This window comes from Buttiauxella sp. AC038, from assembly GCF_979253565.1.
Map to the genome: position 1 here is coordinate 4,008,043 of NZ_CEEDCQ010000001.1, position 17,128 is coordinate 4,025,170.

Here is a 17,128-nt window from a genome sequence, read left to right on the forward strand (position 1 = left end):
ATGGTAAAACGCAACCAATCACTCAGCCATTTCTGATGAATAAATTATAATCTTTTCACCTGTCGCAAACCGATATTTGTGCCAATACTTATTGGGATTTCCCTACATACTTCAGGAACCTGGCCCTATGAAAAAACTAACATTAGCCTTACTTTCAAGCACTCTTTTGTTCGCATCCGCAGGAGCATTTGCCGAAAACCCAGCTACCAGTACCTCAGGTATGCAGGCTGAGAAAGAACAACTCAATAACCCGGGGCATATTATTGATGACTGCCGTGCAGCTGGAAACGAAAACAAAAAAGGCTGTGAATCAGGCCATGAGATGCGCAAAGAGCATAAAGGCAACGAAAAAATGCTGAAAAAAGGCGGCACAACAGACGACGTTATGCAAAAAGACGTACAAAAAACTAACTAATATCATGTGCACCACGGCGACAAGCAGTGGTGCATTACTGAGCGAAAAACTCGTTGAAATAGCGCGTTACGCTTTTTCTTATCACATTCCTCATTTTCCGCGTTTGCGCAGCGCCATAGAGTAGTATAAATACGATCAATATCGCTTCTCTTCGTTTACGGGTTACCTGCGTTGAAAATTCTTCTCCCGCGCCTTGCGGCGCTCGTTATTGCTGCGCTGCCAATTTTGAGCTTTGCACAAACATCTCCCGATCCTGTTTTTGCTTCCGAGATTGCAGACCGTTATGCCAACCATATCTATTACGGCAGCGGAGCTACCGGTATGGCGATGGTAGTGATTGATGGTAATCAGCGCGTTTTCAGAAGTTTTGGTGAAACACGACCCGGAAATAACGTCCGCCCACAGCTTGACTCTGTTATCCGCATTGCGTCGTTGACCAAGCTGATGACCAGTGAGATGTTGGTAAAAATGTTGGATCAGGGAAAAGTTCAGCTTAATGATCCATTAAGCAAATATGCCCCGCCAGGAGCCAGAGTCCCGACATACAATGGTAACCCCATCACTCTTGTTAATCTGGCTACGCATACAAGTGCCTTACCCCGTGAACAACCCGGCGGTGCGGCTCATCGAACTGTGTTTACCTGGCCGACACGCGATCAGCGCTGGGACTGGCTTGCCACTACAAGTTTAAAGAGCTCTCCAGGCACCATCGCTGCTTATTCAAACCTTGCTTTTGACTTGCTGGCTGATGCGTTGTCTCGAGCAGCAGGAAAACCTTATCCCGCTCTGTTCGAAGAACAAATCACACGTCCACTGGGGATGAAAGACACCACGTTCACTCCTTCACCTGACCAGTGCAAACGCCTGATGGTCGCTGAAAAAGGGGCGAGTCCATGCGATAACACTCTCGCGGCAATTGGAAGTGGCGGTGTTTACTCAACGCCTGATGACATGATGCGCTGGATGCAGCAATTCCTGAGCTCTGATTTCCATCGCCGTAATACCCAAGCAGACAGAATGCAGACGCTGATATATCAACGTACCCAGCTGACTAAAGTGATCGGTATGGATGTCCCAGGAAAAGCAGATGCTTTAGGGCTTGGCTGGGTATATATGGCGCCTAAAAATGGCAGACCAGGCATTGTGCAGAAAACCGGTGGTGGTGGCGGCTTTATCACTTACATGGCAATGGTCCCGGAAAGTAATGTCGGCGTGTTTGTCGTTGTTACTCGCTCGCCATTAACTCGCTTCGTGAATATGAGTAACGGTGTGAATGATTTAGTTTCAGAACTCAGTGGGTTTGCCCCACTGACTAGCCCTGCCTCTTAGGTAGTAAAGCAGGTCGGTTCACCGACCTGCTTTTTTAATAGCTAGTCGGTAAGCGATTGACTTTTTTAAGCTTGCCTTTATCCATCTCAATATAATTACCTTTGCGTAGAGCAGATAAAATTTCCGCAATAACTGAGCGTGATATTTTAGTTCTTTTTTGTACAAACGTTATGACACCGGTACGCTCACGTAATTCAGGGCTCCATGAGTCCATAATGAGTAAGGTTGCTCGAATTTGAGAGTACTTTGTTGCGCCAATGAAACGAGCATCGCGGTTTTCAAGACTATGCAGAAGGAAGGTTGTCCAGTGACAAACCGGCTGCCAAAGTTTATTTTTTTCAATGATTTCAAAAGCATGTCTTATAGGAATAGTAAATCCATGACAATCGGTTTGAGTAATTACCCGGTATTTAAACTTAGAGGGCTTTAATATATTCGCCAGACCAATACATGTTGGCGCTGAAATAAGATCCATCAATAGATCATCCATTTCTCGATGTAGTACAATCGCCCCCTCACTAAAAAATAAAATAAGTTGTTCGTTATTTTCATTGAACATGCTTAATTCACTGTCTGCCGGCAAATTGAAGCTCTTACCCGCGTCCACCAACCTGCTGCGAATAGCTTCGAGCTGGGTTAATGGTTTCATATACATATCGATATTCCTTTATCTTAAGAGCCACAAGAAAATGCCTGTCTCTATTCGAGACAGGCATTTATTACTGCTAATTTATTCAGATTAGATATGGTTCATATTATCGTTTGAACCACATTATTCATTATATTATTACCAGATGTATTTAACACCAACATTTGCTGACCAATCCTGATCAACATCGCCACCACCGAGATAGTTAGTGTCAGCATAAGCTGCGAAGTTTTTGGTGAAGCTGAATTGACTACCCAGACCTAAACGTACAGCAGAACCTTCAACGCCATTGTCGATGTCATCACCGTTGACCTTAGCACTGTTGCCGTTTGAATCATCATAGACGTATGCCACTTTAAAGTAAGGAGTCAGAGCTTGATCACCATAGTTGAAGGTGTATCCCGCATCCATACCCAGCTCATAACGCATGCTGTCATATGACTGACTACCCACTTTCATATCATTGCTAAGCTGGTAGTTGTCGCCATCCTGGAACAGACCAGAAATAGAAGCATAAGGAGTCAGGTAACCTTCCTTGCTGAGTTGCATGTCGTAACCCAGTTTCATGCCAAAGCCCCAAGCATCGGAAGAAGCATCACCGCTCACCGCAGCGCCATTGCTCATGGTTGCAGTCAGATCATTGCTGTAATGGCTATAGCTCAACGTAGAATCCAGGAAAATATTGTTCTGGAAACGAGCTGAAGAGTAGATACGAGCAGATTGGCTGTCTTGATCGACATTACCGCTGTTATCGCTAATGCTACCTTTCGCAAAGCCTGCTGCTGCACCGACAGTCCATTTAGCAGAGTTGCCGTCGATCTGCTTATCCAGACCAACCATGATGCCATTAACATCTTGATCGTAGTTCAGCGTACCGTTATCGCCAGAGAAGCCACCGCCGATATAAGTAACCCATGCACCACCTGTATCACCATTTGGTGTATGGCGACCATTCGCCAGACGAGTCGCCAGAGCGTCTTGTTCCAGATTCCAGGTATTAGTGTTAGCTGAAGGGATGCTTAACGCCATATTAGCGTAATCAGTCAAACGATCCTGCTTCAGAACTACAGTATTACCTTTCTGCTCAGCTTGGTAGGTATAGGCACCCAAGTCAGCTTTATTAGCAGCAGAGAAGGTTGCACTGCTGTTATTGTCGTTAACATAGACCAGCTCATTACCTTTATAATCAGCAACAGAACCGGTACCAGTCGCGTTGTCGATACGCACTTTATAGTTACCAGTAGCAGCAGCTACGACGCCACCTACGTTATCAACTTCGTTTTGACCTGCTTCTGTCTGATTTGTGTCATAAGCGTCGCCATTACCAATAATGGTCAGGTGACCATCAGAATTCATAGCGATAATACCGTAGCCGTAGTTAGACTTAGAGGTATCGTTGGTGCGATCATTGCTCAAATCAGCATCAAGCACATAACGGTTACTGTGAATGTCGAACGCACCTGCATGGATGTTGCCTGCACTATCAGTTGTGCTAGTTACGTTCAGTACATCAGTACGGAACGAACTAATATTAGACTGATTAGTTTTCACATCAAAAAGACCATTGTTGGTCACAGTGATTGTGTTTGCATACAAAGCAGCATCAGCCGTAGTCCAGCCCGCAGACACATCACTAGCAAGAGATACTGTACTATTATTGATAGTCAGAGAATCTGTTGCAACATGACCATCTTCACCGATATTCAGAGAAGAACCGCCGGTCAAAGCAATAGAGTCAGAAACCAAGGAAGAATCTACTACATTTACCCGAGAACCGCTGTTGATGCTTAACGTATCAATCAGAGATGCTTTAGTCGTATCCCATTCTGAACCGCCATTCAACGTAACATTGAACAGACCGCTCTGATAAACTTCGTTACCAGCAACGTGACCTTCATTGTATGCAGTATCAGGATTATCGATACCAATAGTTGATGATGGCCACAAGCTGTTAGCTGTGATATCGATCAATCTTTCAGTTGCATCGGTACCTGATGCATAAGTGTCATAAACACCATCGCCATCAGTATCAACCTGATGTACGGACATTGCTGCGCCGACCCATTTGCTACCATTATTCAGGGTAACATCCATACGGTCGGTACCATCCCAGCCGTTAGTATCAACACTGGCATCTGTATCGCGATAAGAATCAGCACCATTTGGGAAGAAGTTCTCATCAAAGTTACTTGAGAAGAGAACATCACCCATCAGCGTGGAATTGCTGAGGTTAACTGTTGTCTGCATGGCATTGTCAACATACGGGCTAGCAATTGCAGAGATCGCAATATCATCACGAGTAGCAGTGTTGCTATAATCACTTGCATTACCGGTATTACCAAACCAGCCAGATGTACCTTCATCTGTCCATGAACCTGAAGTCACGGTAGAATCGGTTACACTAATTGTGTTATTGAACACTTCATCGCTATTTACGCCAGTGCTAACAGTGTTGTCATCAATATCTTCCCACTCATAACCCTGAGTCAGCGTAATACCCGCAATGTGTGAGTTATTTTTAATGGTAAGATCAACTTCCTGATCCAGAGTGATGGCTGTACCCATATTGTATACATCTACAACATGTGAATCTGCTGCATCATTATACGTACCGTTGTAGGTATAGTGTTCGTAGTTGTCATCAATCGTTGAATTATCAATGTTCAATGCCAGACGATCGTAGACATAACCAGTAGTGCGGCCGTCAACACAATCAGTGTTCATACAATCGGAAGTTATCATACCGTGAATGGTACTATTTGCGATTGTCAGACTATTGTTATTGGTGTTGGTAGAAATACCATCGTCCAGGTAATACGTGGAAATAACACCATTTACGGTAGATTTATTGATTACTGGGTAAATATCACCATTGTAAACACTGTCAGTACCATAGTTATTCCAGCCCGCATATCCCTTATAGTAAACACCGTCAGCGAAAGTAGAATCATTATAGTGAACGAAAGTATTATATGTCGTACCTGAGATATCATTACTTGCAGCATGTGCCTGAGAAGCAATTGCCAAAGTGCAGGCTAATGCAAGTTGTGATACAACGAGTTTCTTTTTCCAAGAGTGCATTTGTCATCCCTCCTCAGGGACTAGATCTTATGTTGGTCCATCAATAGTCAATGCAGTAAGTAGTAAACGGTAACCACTAATACATGTAACGTCATTAGTGGCGAAGATTATTATGTGCCGATAGCAAATCGTTCAATTAATTTCTTTAGTAAGTATGAAAAAGGACAAACATGACAAACATGCTGCAAGCATTTATGGCCAGTAATTACTTACATATTAACGACATGCAAAAATAAAAAACAAATCATATATAAAATGAATCAATAAATTTTATTAATATATTATTTAAATGAAGAGAGTTAACATTAGGTTAGCTTGATGTATAATATCGATCACATGTAAATAACTGATGGCTTTTATACGCGGAAGTACAGGATTGAAGAGTAGAGATATTGATTCATTTAATATTCAAATGTGCCAGGTGCATTTAATTTCTGAAAGTGATGGGTAATACATATAAGCTTATAATTTCCAGATTTATATGTATTACCTTTATATCAATTATTCACGAATAGTATCGTCGCCGAACCCTATCCATTTATAAGTCGTTAGTGCTTCAAGACCCATTGGACCACGGGCGTGAAGTTTTTGCGTACTTACAGCCACTTCAGCGCCTAAACCAAACTGGGCGCCGTCGGTGAAACGCGTTGAAGCATTCACGTAAACAGCTGAAGAATCGACTTCATTCACAAAGCGATTCGCGTGGCTTAATGTACGCGTCAGAATTGCATCTGAGTGCTGTGTGCCATGCTGCCGAATGTGATCGATAGCGTCATCGATATCAGCAACAACTTTCACATTCAGATGGAGTGACAACCATTCATCGTCGTAATCTTCTGCTTTCACTGGCAGCACTTCTGCCGGGCCGTTTTGCAAAAGCAGCAACGATTTTTCATCCGCATGTAATGTAACGCCAGATTCTGCCATTTGCTTACTTAAAGCCGGTAGGAAAGTTTCGGCAATTTCTTGATGTACCAGCAAAGTTTCCACCGTATTACAGGTACTTGGGCGTTGTGTTTTCGCGTTTACGATGATTTTCAACACAGGAGTAAACTCCGCACTTTCATCGACAAAAATATGGCAAACACCGATACCACCCGTTATCACAGGAATGGTGGATTGCTCACGGCAAAGTTTATGCAGACCAGCACCACCGCGCGGAATTAACATATCTACGTAGCGATCCATGCGCAGTAACTCGTTCACCAAGGCGCGATCGGGGCTTTCAATCGCCTGAACTGCCGCCCCAGGTAAACCGCACTCCATTAGAGCTTGCTGAATAACTTTTACTGTCGCGGCGTTTGTACGCCATGTTTCTTTACCACCGCGTAAAATCGCTGCATTACCTGTTTTTAGACACAATGAGGCTACATCAACCGTTACGTTAGGGCGGGCCTCATAAATTACCCCTACGACACCTAATGGAACACGGCGACGTTCGAGACGCAGGCCACTATCGAGCAAGCCCCCATCAATCACCTGACCAACAGGATCGGCCAGATTGCAAACCTGGCGAACATCATCTGCGATGCTTTTCAGACGTGAAGGTGTTAGTTGTAGGCGATCGAGCATTGCTTCGCTCAAACCATTGGCTTTTGCTTCAGCTAAATCCTGCTCATTGGCCGTTAAAATACCTTCAGCCTGTTCTTCCAGATAATCTGCAATTCGTTCCAGCGCACGATTTTTTTCGCGACTGGAGAGCAGGGCCATCTGATAAGAAGCCGCTTTAGCGGCTTTGCCCATTTGTTCCAGCATTGCCTGCTCCTTAATTAACAATCATATCATCACGATGAACCGCCACTGGGCCATATTCGTAGCCAAGGATTTCACCGATCTTTTGAGAGTGATGGCCCGCAATACGCCGTAAAGCATCGCTGTTATAGCGGCAAACCCCATGGGCAATATCACGCCCTTCGAGGCTACGAATGCGAATTACTTCTCCACGGGAGAAGTTGCCTGTTACATTTTTGATCCCCTTCGGCAGTAAAGAACTACCTCGTTCAAGAATCGCGGCCAGCGCGCCATCATCAACCGTAATTTCACCGGCTGGTGGTGCACCAAATATCCAGCGCTTACGATTTTCTAATGGGGACTGCTGCGCATGGAAACGTGTTCCGACAGGAGTCCCCGCCATCACATCACCAATAACGCCAGGTTTGCTTCCTGCAGCAATCACAACATCTATGCCAGCGCGGCAGGCAACATCCGCAGCTTGTAATTTAGTACCCATACCGCCGGTCCCAAGCCCGGAAACACTATCACCGGCGATGGCGCGCAGCGCATCATCAATGCCATGGACTTCTTTAATTAATTCAGCGGCTGGATTATTACGTGGGTCAGCAGTAAATAACCCTTGTTGATCTGTCAGCAGGAGCAGCTTATCGGCACCCGCAAGAATAGCGGCCAGCGCAGAAAGGTTATCGTTATCGCCGACTTTGATTTCTGCCGTCGCAACAGCATCGTTTTCATTGATTATAGGTACAATATTGTTGTCCAGCAGCGCTCGCAGGGTATCGCGTGCATTCAGGAAACGTTCGCGATCTTCCATATCGGCCCGCGTGAGCAGCATCTGCCCAACATGAATGCCATAGATAGAAAATAGCTGTTCCCAGAGTTGGATCAGCCTGCTTTGCCCTACGGCGGCCAGTAATTGTTTCGACGCAATAGTTGCGGGGAGCTCGGGGTAGCCCAAATGCTCACGTCCTGCGGCAATCGCCCCAGACGTCACAATAACGATACGGTGCCCGGAGGCATGAAGTTGTGCACATTGGCGCACCAGCTCAACAATATGAGCCCGATTCAGGCGGCGTGAGCCACCGGTTAATACGCTCGTGCCTAGTTTTACCACCAGCGTCTGGCTGTCACTCATGATTCTCTGCCGTGTTAGCGAAATTGGAAATTTAAAATGCCAAATGACGTTGTAACAGGAGTCGTGGTGAATGCCAACTGCCCCGGCACGGAAAACGGTTAACTTCGCGTAAACGATCGATAACCCTAACGGCAAATTTTGACAATTTTATGACAAATATAAATTATTACGTTTATTTAAACTTTCTCTTACCATGTCATAAAACTTTCATCTCAAGGCGATAAAACTCTCTGCGTTTTTTAACGGGATATTTCCCGATTAAATTTTAGCGCGCATACATCATTGGGATGAGAAAATGAAAAAAAGCACACTGGCATTAATGGTATTGGGTTTTCTGGCGTCATCAACTTCTTCGCAGGCAGCGGAAATTTATAATAAAGATGGCAATAAACTCGACCTTTACGGAAAAGTAAAAGCAGAACACTATTTAAGTGATAATAACGCTGTAGATGGCGATCAATCTTATGTCCGTTTGGGGTTTAAAGGCCAGACTCAAATTAACGACCAACTAACTGGTTTCGGGCAGTGGGAATATCAAGTTGCCGCTAACAAAGCCGAAGGTGATGTTAATACAACCAAAACTCGCCTGGCATTTGCTGGGTTAAAAGCGGGTGATATTGGTTCATTTGATTATGGTCGTAACTACGGCGTATTGTACAACATCGCTTCCTACACCGATATGATGCCAGAGTTTGGTGATGATTCTTACACCAAAACCGATAACTTTATGACTGGCCGTGCTAATGGTGTTGCGACCTACCGCAATAACACCTTCTTTGGTCTGGTTGATGGACTGAAACTTTCCCTGCAATATCAAGGGAAAAACGAGAACGATGGCCGTGCAACCAGTAAACAAAACGGTGACGGTTTTGGTACTTCACTATCTTATGACATTGGTGATACTGGCCTGACAGTTGGTGCTGGTTACGCCAACTCCAACCGTACTTTGGCACAGAAAAACCAGGCTTACGGCAAGGGTGACAATGCCGAAGCCTGGACTACCGGCGTTAAATATGACGCGAATAAAGTGTATCTGGCTGCAATGTATGCCGAGACACGTAATATGACGCCAATTTCTGGTACAGCATCAATTAATGGAATAAATAGTAACATTAGTGGCTTTGCAAATAAAAACCAGGCATTCGAAGTTATTGCACAGTATCAATTTGATTTTGGTCTTCGCCCATCACTGGGTTATGTCCAGTCAAAAGCTAAGGATATTGAAGGGATCGGTGATGCCGATCTGGTGAAATATATCGATGTCGCGGCTACTTATTACTTTAACAAAAACATGTCTACTTATGTTGATTACAAAATTAACCAACTCAGTGATGACAATGCATTAAATCTGAATAGTGATGATGTTGTTGCCATCGGTATTGTTTATCAATTCTAATTAGAAAAAGAAAACCCCCATCCTTGATGGGTGGGGGTTTTTTATTTCAGGCCGAAAGCTTTACTGGTTTTTCTGCAAAGTTTTCTGCGGGCACCAAATCCAGACCCAGAGTGCTTAATAACTCGCGCAGCCGCTCATGGAAACCACGCAGTGTTTGCTCAAGTCTTTCATCTACTTCTTTGTCTTTTGCTGCTGTTGCAGTCCACTTACCATCTTTGTCGAACAGACCAAAATGGTATGTATAGGTAAATTGCTTTTCCTGCGCTTCCAGTTCCATCCACCAGCCCCAGAATTCACGTTTTTCTGGTGCAGGCTTCACATTAACGCACACAGCCAGGCAATCGAAGAAGAAACGGTTATCTTCACATTGCTCTTCCCGGATATATGGGCCAAGCGAGGCGAATTTTTTAATCAATCTACTTTTCGGGTGTCCACTCGGTAACGTCATTGCGATCTCCTGTTGTGAAGCAACTGTTTTACCAAATCAATGAAATTTAGCAAATCATTAACGTAATCTCTGCTTGATCCATCCGGTAATTTCTTTCAGCGCTTTGTCAAAGTTGCGATACACCGGGTTAAACGGGATCGCTAGCAACTTACCATCCGCAGATGACGAAGTGATTAAACGAGAGTCTTCTTCAGGGCTGAATGGATCGTTTGCCCAATAACCAGATAACATTGGCGTTGGGCAATGGCGCCCTAGCAGTCCCTGAGTTTTTAATGAATAGCGATTCAACTCCACACGCAAGGCGCTATCTGATGCATCATTCATCCCAAGGCGACTCGCCAGTACATCAATATACATCTCCGGCACTTGTGCCTGACGGGATGCATCGCTCAGTAAGCTATGAACAACAGGTCCAAGGCATGCCACAGCTTTCAAACGTGGTGCTTCAATATATCCCAGCCGTACCGCTACGTTAGCTCCAAACCGGAAGCCAAACGCCGCTACACGAGTGTGATCGACCCACGGAATATTCGGCAACGCCTTCAGAACGTGCTGGTGTAAAAGACTGGAATCCTGAGTCAGTTTCCATTTTGAAGAGAAGCCAACCGATGGCATATCGATGGTCAACATCGCCATACCTTCAGGTGCAAAATATTTATCAAACAAGTTGTAATAATCGCTTTGCAAAGCGTCAAGGCCACCGCAAATTAACACAGTCGGAAATGGCCCCTGCCCTTCTTTTGGAAGGTGTAAGAATCCGGTTATTGTTCCGCCACCAGGAATTGGGAATTCAAGTTCGCGCAAGCCTCCGGAAAGACGCGGAGCCGCTTCTTCATACGCGCGATTTGCCAGAACTTGTGCCTGTTCTGCAAGTTGATCACCTTTCAGATGCGGGTAGGCTGCAATGCTATAAAGATTAGCGGCCTGTAACCAATACTTGCCACTAAGTACCTTGTCTGTTTCCTGGTTAGCTCGCTGTTGCCATTGCATCGCTTGCTTTGACCATTCATAGATCCAGTTCCCACCACGATAGCCAATGACCGTATCAAATAACTCATCATTGGTACGTTCGGCCTGGCAAATGGCAATTCGCGACTGTACTTCGAGGATTTCGAGAGGATCGACACCGCGCCAAACCCAGAGCAGGCGGTTGATCATACGGTACCACTGAGGGGCTGTTGCACCGTCCAGAGCAGACTGAATAACGGGGGCAGCTTGATGCTTAGCGCGCCGAACCAGAGTTGAAGTTTCGGGGTGCTTAAATCGTGGTTTAAACAGGGTTTCGCTAAGATTGGCCTGTGACATCGTTTCTGCCTCCATACAAACGTCAGGAATGAGGCTATTGTACTCTGTCAGCATCCAAATAACACAAACGCCCGGCTATGCCGGGCGTAAATCACTGCAAATACTTAAACTACCAATAACCTAAATCATTTGAGCTGTAGCTAACGCCACTGTGACTCGAAGGATGACGGCTATTAACGACCAGCTAAAGGTGGCACGAACACAACGCCCATATCCCACGGCTGTTCAATCCAGGTATCTTGCGGGATATCGATAACGTAATCATCAACCAAAGGCTGGCCAGCAGGCTTGGCGAAGATAGTGACGAAATGCGCTTTTGGATACATTTCGCGGATAGCAACAGCGGTACCGCCAGTGTCTACCAGGTCATCGATAACGATGAAGCCTTCACCATCACCTTCAGCACGTTTCAACACGGTCAGCTCACGCTGGTTGTCGTGGTCATAGCTGGAGATGCATACGGTATCAACATGACGAATCCCCAGTTCACGTGCCAGCAGTGCGCCAGGAACCAGGCCGCCACGGCTAACAGCAATAATGCCTTTCCACTGTTCAGCAGGAAGCAGACGGCTTGCCAACTTACGCGCGTGAATCTGCAACATGTCCCAGGTGACGATGTATTTTTCGCTCATGTGAAATTATCCCAGCCAGTTATTAACGGCTTAAAAATGTTCAAAGGGGTTTTGGTTGCGCGAGATTATAGAGATCTGACGCACTAAAAACCAGTACTGTAGGCCTGTATCCCTCGTTTTTACGTGCTTTAGGTCGTCACAGCCTTAGTTATAGTGGTATTCTCAGGCCAGCGCACAATGCTTACTTGTGTTGTATTTCATTAAGATCAATCCTGCGCTCTGCGAACCAAAATTGTCAGCAGAGTCGATGTCAAGGAGACTTATCGTGTCTGAACTGTCTCAATTATCTCCGCAGCCGCTGTGGGATATTTTTGCCAAAATCTGTTCTATTCCGCATCCTTCTTATCATGAAGAACAACTCGCGGAACATATTCTGTCCTGGGCAAAAGAAAAAGGCCTGCATGTTGAGCGCGACCAGGTTGGTAATATCCTGATCCGCAAACCTGCAACAGCTGGTATGGAAAACCGTAAAGCGGTCGTCCTGCAAGCTCACCTTGATATGGTGCCGCAGAAAAATAACGACACTGTCCATGATTTCACAAAAGACCCGATTCAGCCGTATATCGACGGCGAGTGGGTTAAAGCGCGCGGCACTACGCTGGGTGCGGATAACGGTATCGGTATGGCATCTGCATTGGCAGTGCTGGCTGATGATTCCGTGTCTCATGGCCCGTTAGAAGTCCTGCTGACAATGACCGAAGAAGCGGGTATGGATGGCGCTTTTGGCCTGCAAGCTGGCTGGTTACAAGCTGATATCCTGATCAACACCGATTCTGAAGAAGAAGGTGAGATCTATATGGGTTGTGCTGGCGGGATTGATTTTATCTCCACGCTGCCACTGCAACGTGAAGCGATTCCAGCAGGTTACGAAACCTACAAGCTGACCATCAAAGGTTTGAAAGGCGGCCACTCTGGCGCTGAAATCCATTTGGGTCTGGGCAATGCAAACAAATTACTGGCGCGTTTCTTGTTCGCTCACGCAGCAGAACTGGATGCTCGTCTGATTGATCTGAACGGCGGTACGCTGCGTAACGCAATCCCTCGTGAAGGTTCAGCTATCCTTGCTGTACCTGCCGATAAAGCTGCACAACTCAAGCAACTGGCAGCGCAGTTCTTGTCAATTCTGCAAAATGAGCTGGGTGCCGTTGAGAAAAACACCACCGTTCTGGTTGAAGCGACCAACACAGACAAATCTGCGCTGACAGTAAAAAGCCGCGAAGCTTTCATTAACTTGCTCAACGCAATGCCGAATGGCGTTATCCGCAATTCCGACGCTGTAAAAGGCGTAGTGGAAACCTCACTGAACGTGGGTGTGGTAACAATGACTGATGAAAGCGCAGAAATCATCTGCCTGATTCGTTCACTGATTGATAGCGGCAAAGATTATGTGGTTGGCATGCTTCACGCACTGGGTCAGCTTGCTGGCGCAGAAAGTGTTGCAAAAGGCAGCTACCCAGGCTGGCAGCCGGATGCAAAATCCCCGGTAATGGCTCTGGTTCGTGAAACTTACGAAAAGCTGTTCAACAAGACGCCAAACATCATGGTTATCCATGCCGGTCTGGAATGTGGTCTGTTCAAGAAGCCTTATCCTGAGATGGATATGGTGTCTATTGGGCCGACCATTACAGGTCCACACTCGCCTGATGAACAAGTTCATATCGCAAGCGTTGGCCAATACTGGATTCTGCTGACTGAGTTACTGAAAGCGATTCCTGTTAAGTAAGCCAAATACGTGTAGATCAAAACCCTTTCATTGAGAGGGTTTTTTTATATTCCCAGAACCAGTTGGCGCTCCAACTGCGGGTCCAATAACGTGACATGCAGCCCCACCAGCCTTACGCCTCGCCCTCCCCGGCGCTCTTCCCATGTTTTCTTCGCCGTTGCGATTAAATCGGCTTTATTTAGCTGCGGCCAGACATGTTCCTGAGTGGTTTGCTGGAAATCATTAAACTTGAGTTTGACTCCCTGACGAGCAATCAATAGATCTGGTTTCACCTTTTTCAGACGTCGCTCAAGCTCCTCGTACAGCTGTTCAATAATGAGTTCGCACTCCTGCCACGTATGAATATCTTCAGCCAGCGTTTTCTCAACGCCGACGGATTTTCGCTGCCGCTCGTTATTTATCTCACGCTCATCAATTCCCTGGCTGCGTTCCCACAACACACGCCCAAACTTTCCAAAACGTTTGAGCAACGAAGCTAAATCTGTGTTCTGCACATCAGCACAGGTGCGTAACCCGAGACTTTCCAGCTTGCCGGCTGTGACTTTACCAACGCCTGGAATTTTGCCGAGCGGCAAGGTTTGCAAAAATGCAGGAATTTCTTCTGGAGTGATGACGTATTGCCCGTCGGGCTTATTAAGGTCTGACGCTATTTTCGCGAGAAATTTGACCGGAGCGATCCCCGCTGAAGCGGTGAGATTAAGTTCATCTGAAATGGTCTGGCGAATTTCTTTCGCCATGAGAGTGGCCGAACCGTGGCAATTAATGCTTGCGGTCACATCCAGATATGCTTCATCCAGAGACAGAGGTTCAATAAGCGTGGTGTAGCGGCTAAATATTTCGCGGATATGGTTGGAAGCTTCTTTATATGCGTCAAAGCGCCCAGGTAAAAGTGTCAGATGCGGGCACAATTTGAGTGCCATGGCGGTCGACATTGCGCTGTGCACGCCAAATTTACGTGCTGGGTAATTTGCGGTACTGATAACTCCACGTCGCTGCGCGCTGCCGCCAATAGCCAGCGGGATATCCCGCAACTTGGGGTTATCGCGCATCTCCACGGCTGCAAAAAAGCAGTCCATATCAACATGAATGATTTTACGCATACTTTTTTACACCAGAAATTTCACTGGATAAGTATACAGTTAATTAATGAGAGGGGGAAAGTCTGTATCAAAGAAATCCTCCCGACAAAGCGGGAGGATTTAAGAGGCTTATATGATGCGGTTTTGCTGAATTTTTGCCAGTCGTTCGGCTTTCGCCATACGCTTTTTACGCGCATCGCAAGGCTCAGGACAGTTGCAAACCTTCTCCATACCGAGTGCTGCAATGCCGCCACAGCTACCCTGAAGCGCTTTGCGCTTCACGATAACTCCCAGTGACATACCAAATATCACCAGCAAAAATATAACGAAGGTGGCTAAAAATACCGTCAGCATAATAGCTCCCGTCAGCCGCCAAAGTCGTCGAGCATGATGTTGTCATCCTCTACGCCCAGGTCTTTGAGCATTTTAATCACCGCGGCGTTCATCATCGGCGGCCCACACATATAGAATTCACAATCTTCTGGGGCCGGGTGGCTGCGAAGATAGTTTTCCAGCAATACGTTATGGATGAAACCGGTGTAACCCGTCCAGTTATCTTCAGGCTGCGGATCAGAAAGCGCCACATTGAAGTTAAAGTTCGGGTTTTCTTGTGCCAGTTTTTCAAACTCTTCTTCGTAGAACATTTCACGCAACGAACGCGCACCGTACCAGAAGCTGATTTTGCGCGTGCTATGCAGGCGTTTAAGCTGATCAAATATGTGCGAACGCATTGGCGCCATACCGGCACCACCGCCGATAAACACCATTTCTGCATCCGTATCTTTGGCAAAGAATTCACCAAACGGCCCAGAAATTGTCACTTTATCGCCTGCTTTCAGCGACCAGATATAGGAGGACATAATCCCAGGAGGTGCATCTGGCACATTTGGCGGCGGCGTAGCGATACGCACGTTCAGCATGATAATGCCTTTCTCATCCGGGTAGTTCGCCATGGAATAGGCGCGAACACAGGGTTCTTTCACCACAGATTTGAAACGGAACAGGTTAAATTTATCCCAGTCACCACGGTATTCCTGCGGAACATCGAAGTCCTGGTAGTTAACTTCGTGAGGTGGGCTTTCAATCTGGATGTAACCACCCGCACGGAACGGCACCACGTCACCATCAGGAATACGTAACTTGAGTTCTTTGATGAACGTCGCTTTGTTATCGTTGGAGATAACTTCGCATTCCCATTTTTTAACACCGAAGATCTCTTCCGGCAGCTCAATTTTCATGTCCTGCTTAACCGCAACCTGACAGGCAAGACGGCAGCCCTCTTTCGCTTCACGTTTGGTGATATGCGAAAGTTCGGTAGGCAGAATATCACCCCCACCTTCTTTAACGGTTACACGGCACTGCCCGCAAGAACCACCACCACCGCAAGCTGAGGAGATAAAAATCCCCTGGCTTGAGAGTGTGTTGAGCAGTTTGTCACCCGCCGGAGCATGGAACTGCTTGTCTGCTTCGTTGTTAATCTCGATCAGCACATCACCGGAGTTAACAAGCTTTGACTTGGCAAACAGAATCATCAGCGCCAGGGCCAAAACAATAAGCGTGAACATCACCACGCCAAGAATAATTTCCATACCTTTCCGCCCTTATAGCTGCACACCGGAGAATGACATGAAACCCAGTGCCATCAATCCAGTGGTGATAAAGGTGATTCCTAAGCCACGCAATCCTGCGGGCACATTGGCATATTTCATCTTCTCGCGAATACCAGCCATCGCGACGATAGCCAGCATCCAGCCCACACCGGAACCCACGCCATAAACGATGGATTCGCCGAAGCTGTAATCACGCTGCACCATAAACGATACGCCACCGAAAATGGCACAGTTAACGGTGATAAGCGGCAGGAAGATACCCAGCGCGTTATAGAGTGCCGGGAAGAAACGATCGAGGATCATTTCAAGGATTTGCACCAGCGCTGCAATCACACCAATGAAGGTAATGAAATTCAGGAAGCTGAGGTCAACACCTTCAACCAATGCACCGTCGCGAAGCACAAGGTTATAAACCAAGTTATTCGCCGGAACAGCAATCCCTAAAACAACGGTAACCGCCACACCCAAACCAAATGCCGTGGAAACCTTCTTGGAAACCGCCAGGAAGGTACACATGCCAAGGAAGAACGCGAGAGCCATGTTTTCAATAAACACGGCACGCACAAACAGACTAATCATATGTTCCATAGTC

The 17,128-nt window shown here is 46.3% G+C and carries 15 protein-coding genes; 4 read left to right on the top strand and 11 right to left on the bottom strand.

Translation table 11 applies throughout. The features are described from left to right. The first annotated feature begins 127 nt into the window (after window positions 1–127). Together AC0IXI_RS19035 and ampH are read left to right on the top strand one after the other, a co-directional pair. Window positions 128–415, top strand: a complete 288-nt coding sequence (locus AC0IXI_RS19035) for a hypothetical protein (RefSeq protein WP_471682943.1) — start codon at window positions 128–130, stop codon at window positions 413–415. 171 nt (window positions 416–586) lie between these two features. After that, a complete protein-coding gene (gene ampH / locus AC0IXI_RS19040) occupies window positions 587–1,744 on the top strand; it encodes a D-alanyl-D-alanine-carboxypeptidase/endopeptidase AmpH (RefSeq protein ID WP_471682944.1) in 1,158 nt (385 codons plus the stop codon). Between the two features lie 34 nt (window positions 1,745–1,778). Here the strand turns inward: ampH and AC0IXI_RS19045 are convergent, their stop codons facing one another. From AC0IXI_RS19045 to proB, 4 genes are all read right to left on the bottom strand, one after another. After that, entirely contained in the window at window positions 1,779–2,399 is a 621-nt protein-coding gene (locus tag AC0IXI_RS19045; protein ID WP_471682945.1) for a helix-turn-helix domain-containing protein, read from the bottom strand. A gap of 132 nt (window positions 2,400–2,531) precedes the next feature. Beyond that, window positions 2,532–5,474, bottom strand: coding sequence for an autotransporter adhesin EhaB (ehaB, locus tag AC0IXI_RS19050; RefSeq protein ID WP_471682946.1), 2,943 nt, complete (start codon window positions 5,472–5,474; stop codon window positions 2,532–2,534). A 501-nt stretch (window positions 5,475–5,975) separates the two neighbouring features. Continuing rightward, window positions 5,976–7,229, bottom strand: a complete 1,254-nt coding sequence (proA, locus tag AC0IXI_RS19055) for a glutamate-5-semialdehyde dehydrogenase (RefSeq protein WP_134184105.1) — start codon at window positions 7,227–7,229, stop codon at window positions 5,976–5,978. 10 nt (window positions 7,230–7,239) lie between these two features. Next, window positions 7,240–8,343, bottom strand: a complete 1,104-nt coding sequence (gene proB, locus AC0IXI_RS19060) for a glutamate 5-kinase (protein WP_064516501.1) — start codon at window positions 8,341–8,343, stop codon at window positions 7,240–7,242. Between the two features lie 295 nt (window positions 8,344–8,638). Between proB and AC0IXI_RS19065 the strand changes: the two genes are divergently transcribed. After that, the gene (locus AC0IXI_RS19065) at window positions 8,639–9,739 is read left to right on the top strand and encodes a porin (RefSeq protein WP_134184109.1); all 1,101 of its coding nucleotides are present in this window, start codon (window positions 8,639–8,641) and stop codon (window positions 9,737–9,739) included. A gap of 46 nt (window positions 9,740–9,785) precedes the next feature. Here the strand turns inward: AC0IXI_RS19065 and crl are convergent, their stop codons facing one another. The 3 genes from crl to gpt form a co-directional block, all read right to left on the bottom strand. After that, window positions 9,786–10,187, bottom strand: coding sequence for a sigma factor-binding protein Crl (crl, locus tag AC0IXI_RS19070; RefSeq protein WP_064516497.1), 402 nt, complete (start codon window positions 10,185–10,187; stop codon window positions 9,786–9,788). 57 nt (window positions 10,188–10,244) lie between these two features. Then, window positions 10,245–11,492 carry an esterase FrsA gene (gene frsA, locus AC0IXI_RS19075; protein WP_064516494.1) on the bottom strand — a complete coding sequence of 416 codons (1,248 nt, stop codon included), beginning with the start codon at window positions 11,490–11,492 and terminating at the stop codon, window positions 10,245–10,247. A 173-nt stretch (window positions 11,493–11,665) separates the two neighbouring features. After that, entirely contained in the window at window positions 11,666–12,124 is a 459-nt protein-coding gene (gpt, locus tag AC0IXI_RS19080) for a xanthine phosphoribosyltransferase (RefSeq protein ID WP_034457839.1), read from the bottom strand. A gap of 265 nt (window positions 12,125–12,389) precedes the next feature. Between gpt and pepD the strand changes: the two genes are divergently transcribed. After that, the gene (pepD, locus tag AC0IXI_RS19085) at window positions 12,390–13,847 is read left to right on the top strand and encodes a beta-Ala-His dipeptidase (RefSeq protein WP_410371896.1); all 1,458 of its coding nucleotides are present in this window, start codon (window positions 12,390–12,392) and stop codon (window positions 13,845–13,847) included. Window positions 13,848–13,891: 44 nt separating this feature from the next. Here the strand turns inward: pepD and dinB are convergent, their stop codons facing one another. The 4 genes from dinB to nqrE form a co-directional block, all read right to left on the bottom strand. Further along, entirely contained in the window at window positions 13,892–14,947 is a 1,056-nt protein-coding gene (gene dinB, locus AC0IXI_RS19090) for a DNA polymerase IV (RefSeq protein WP_471682947.1), read from the bottom strand. Window positions 14,948–15,055: 108 nt separating this feature from the next. Further along, window positions 15,056–15,280 carry a (Na+)-NQR maturation NqrM gene (gene nqrM / locus AC0IXI_RS19095; protein ID WP_034461602.1) on the bottom strand — a complete coding sequence of 75 codons (225 nt, stop codon included), beginning with the start codon at window positions 15,278–15,280 and terminating at the stop codon, window positions 15,056–15,058. Window positions 15,281–15,291: 11 nt separating this feature from the next. Further along, window positions 15,292–16,515, bottom strand: a complete 1,224-nt coding sequence (gene nqrF / locus AC0IXI_RS19100) for an NADH:ubiquinone reductase (Na(+)-transporting) subunit F (RefSeq protein ID WP_413498129.1) — start codon at window positions 16,513–16,515, stop codon at window positions 15,292–15,294. Window positions 16,516–16,527: 12 nt separating this feature from the next. Further along, window positions 16,528–17,124 (bottom strand): NADH:ubiquinone reductase (Na(+)-transporting) subunit E, encoded by a 597-nt coding sequence (gene nqrE, locus AC0IXI_RS19105; protein ID WP_034461600.1) that lies wholly within the window; start codon window positions 17,122–17,124, stop codon window positions 16,528–16,530. Between the last annotated feature and the right edge of the window lie 4 nt (window positions 17,125–17,128).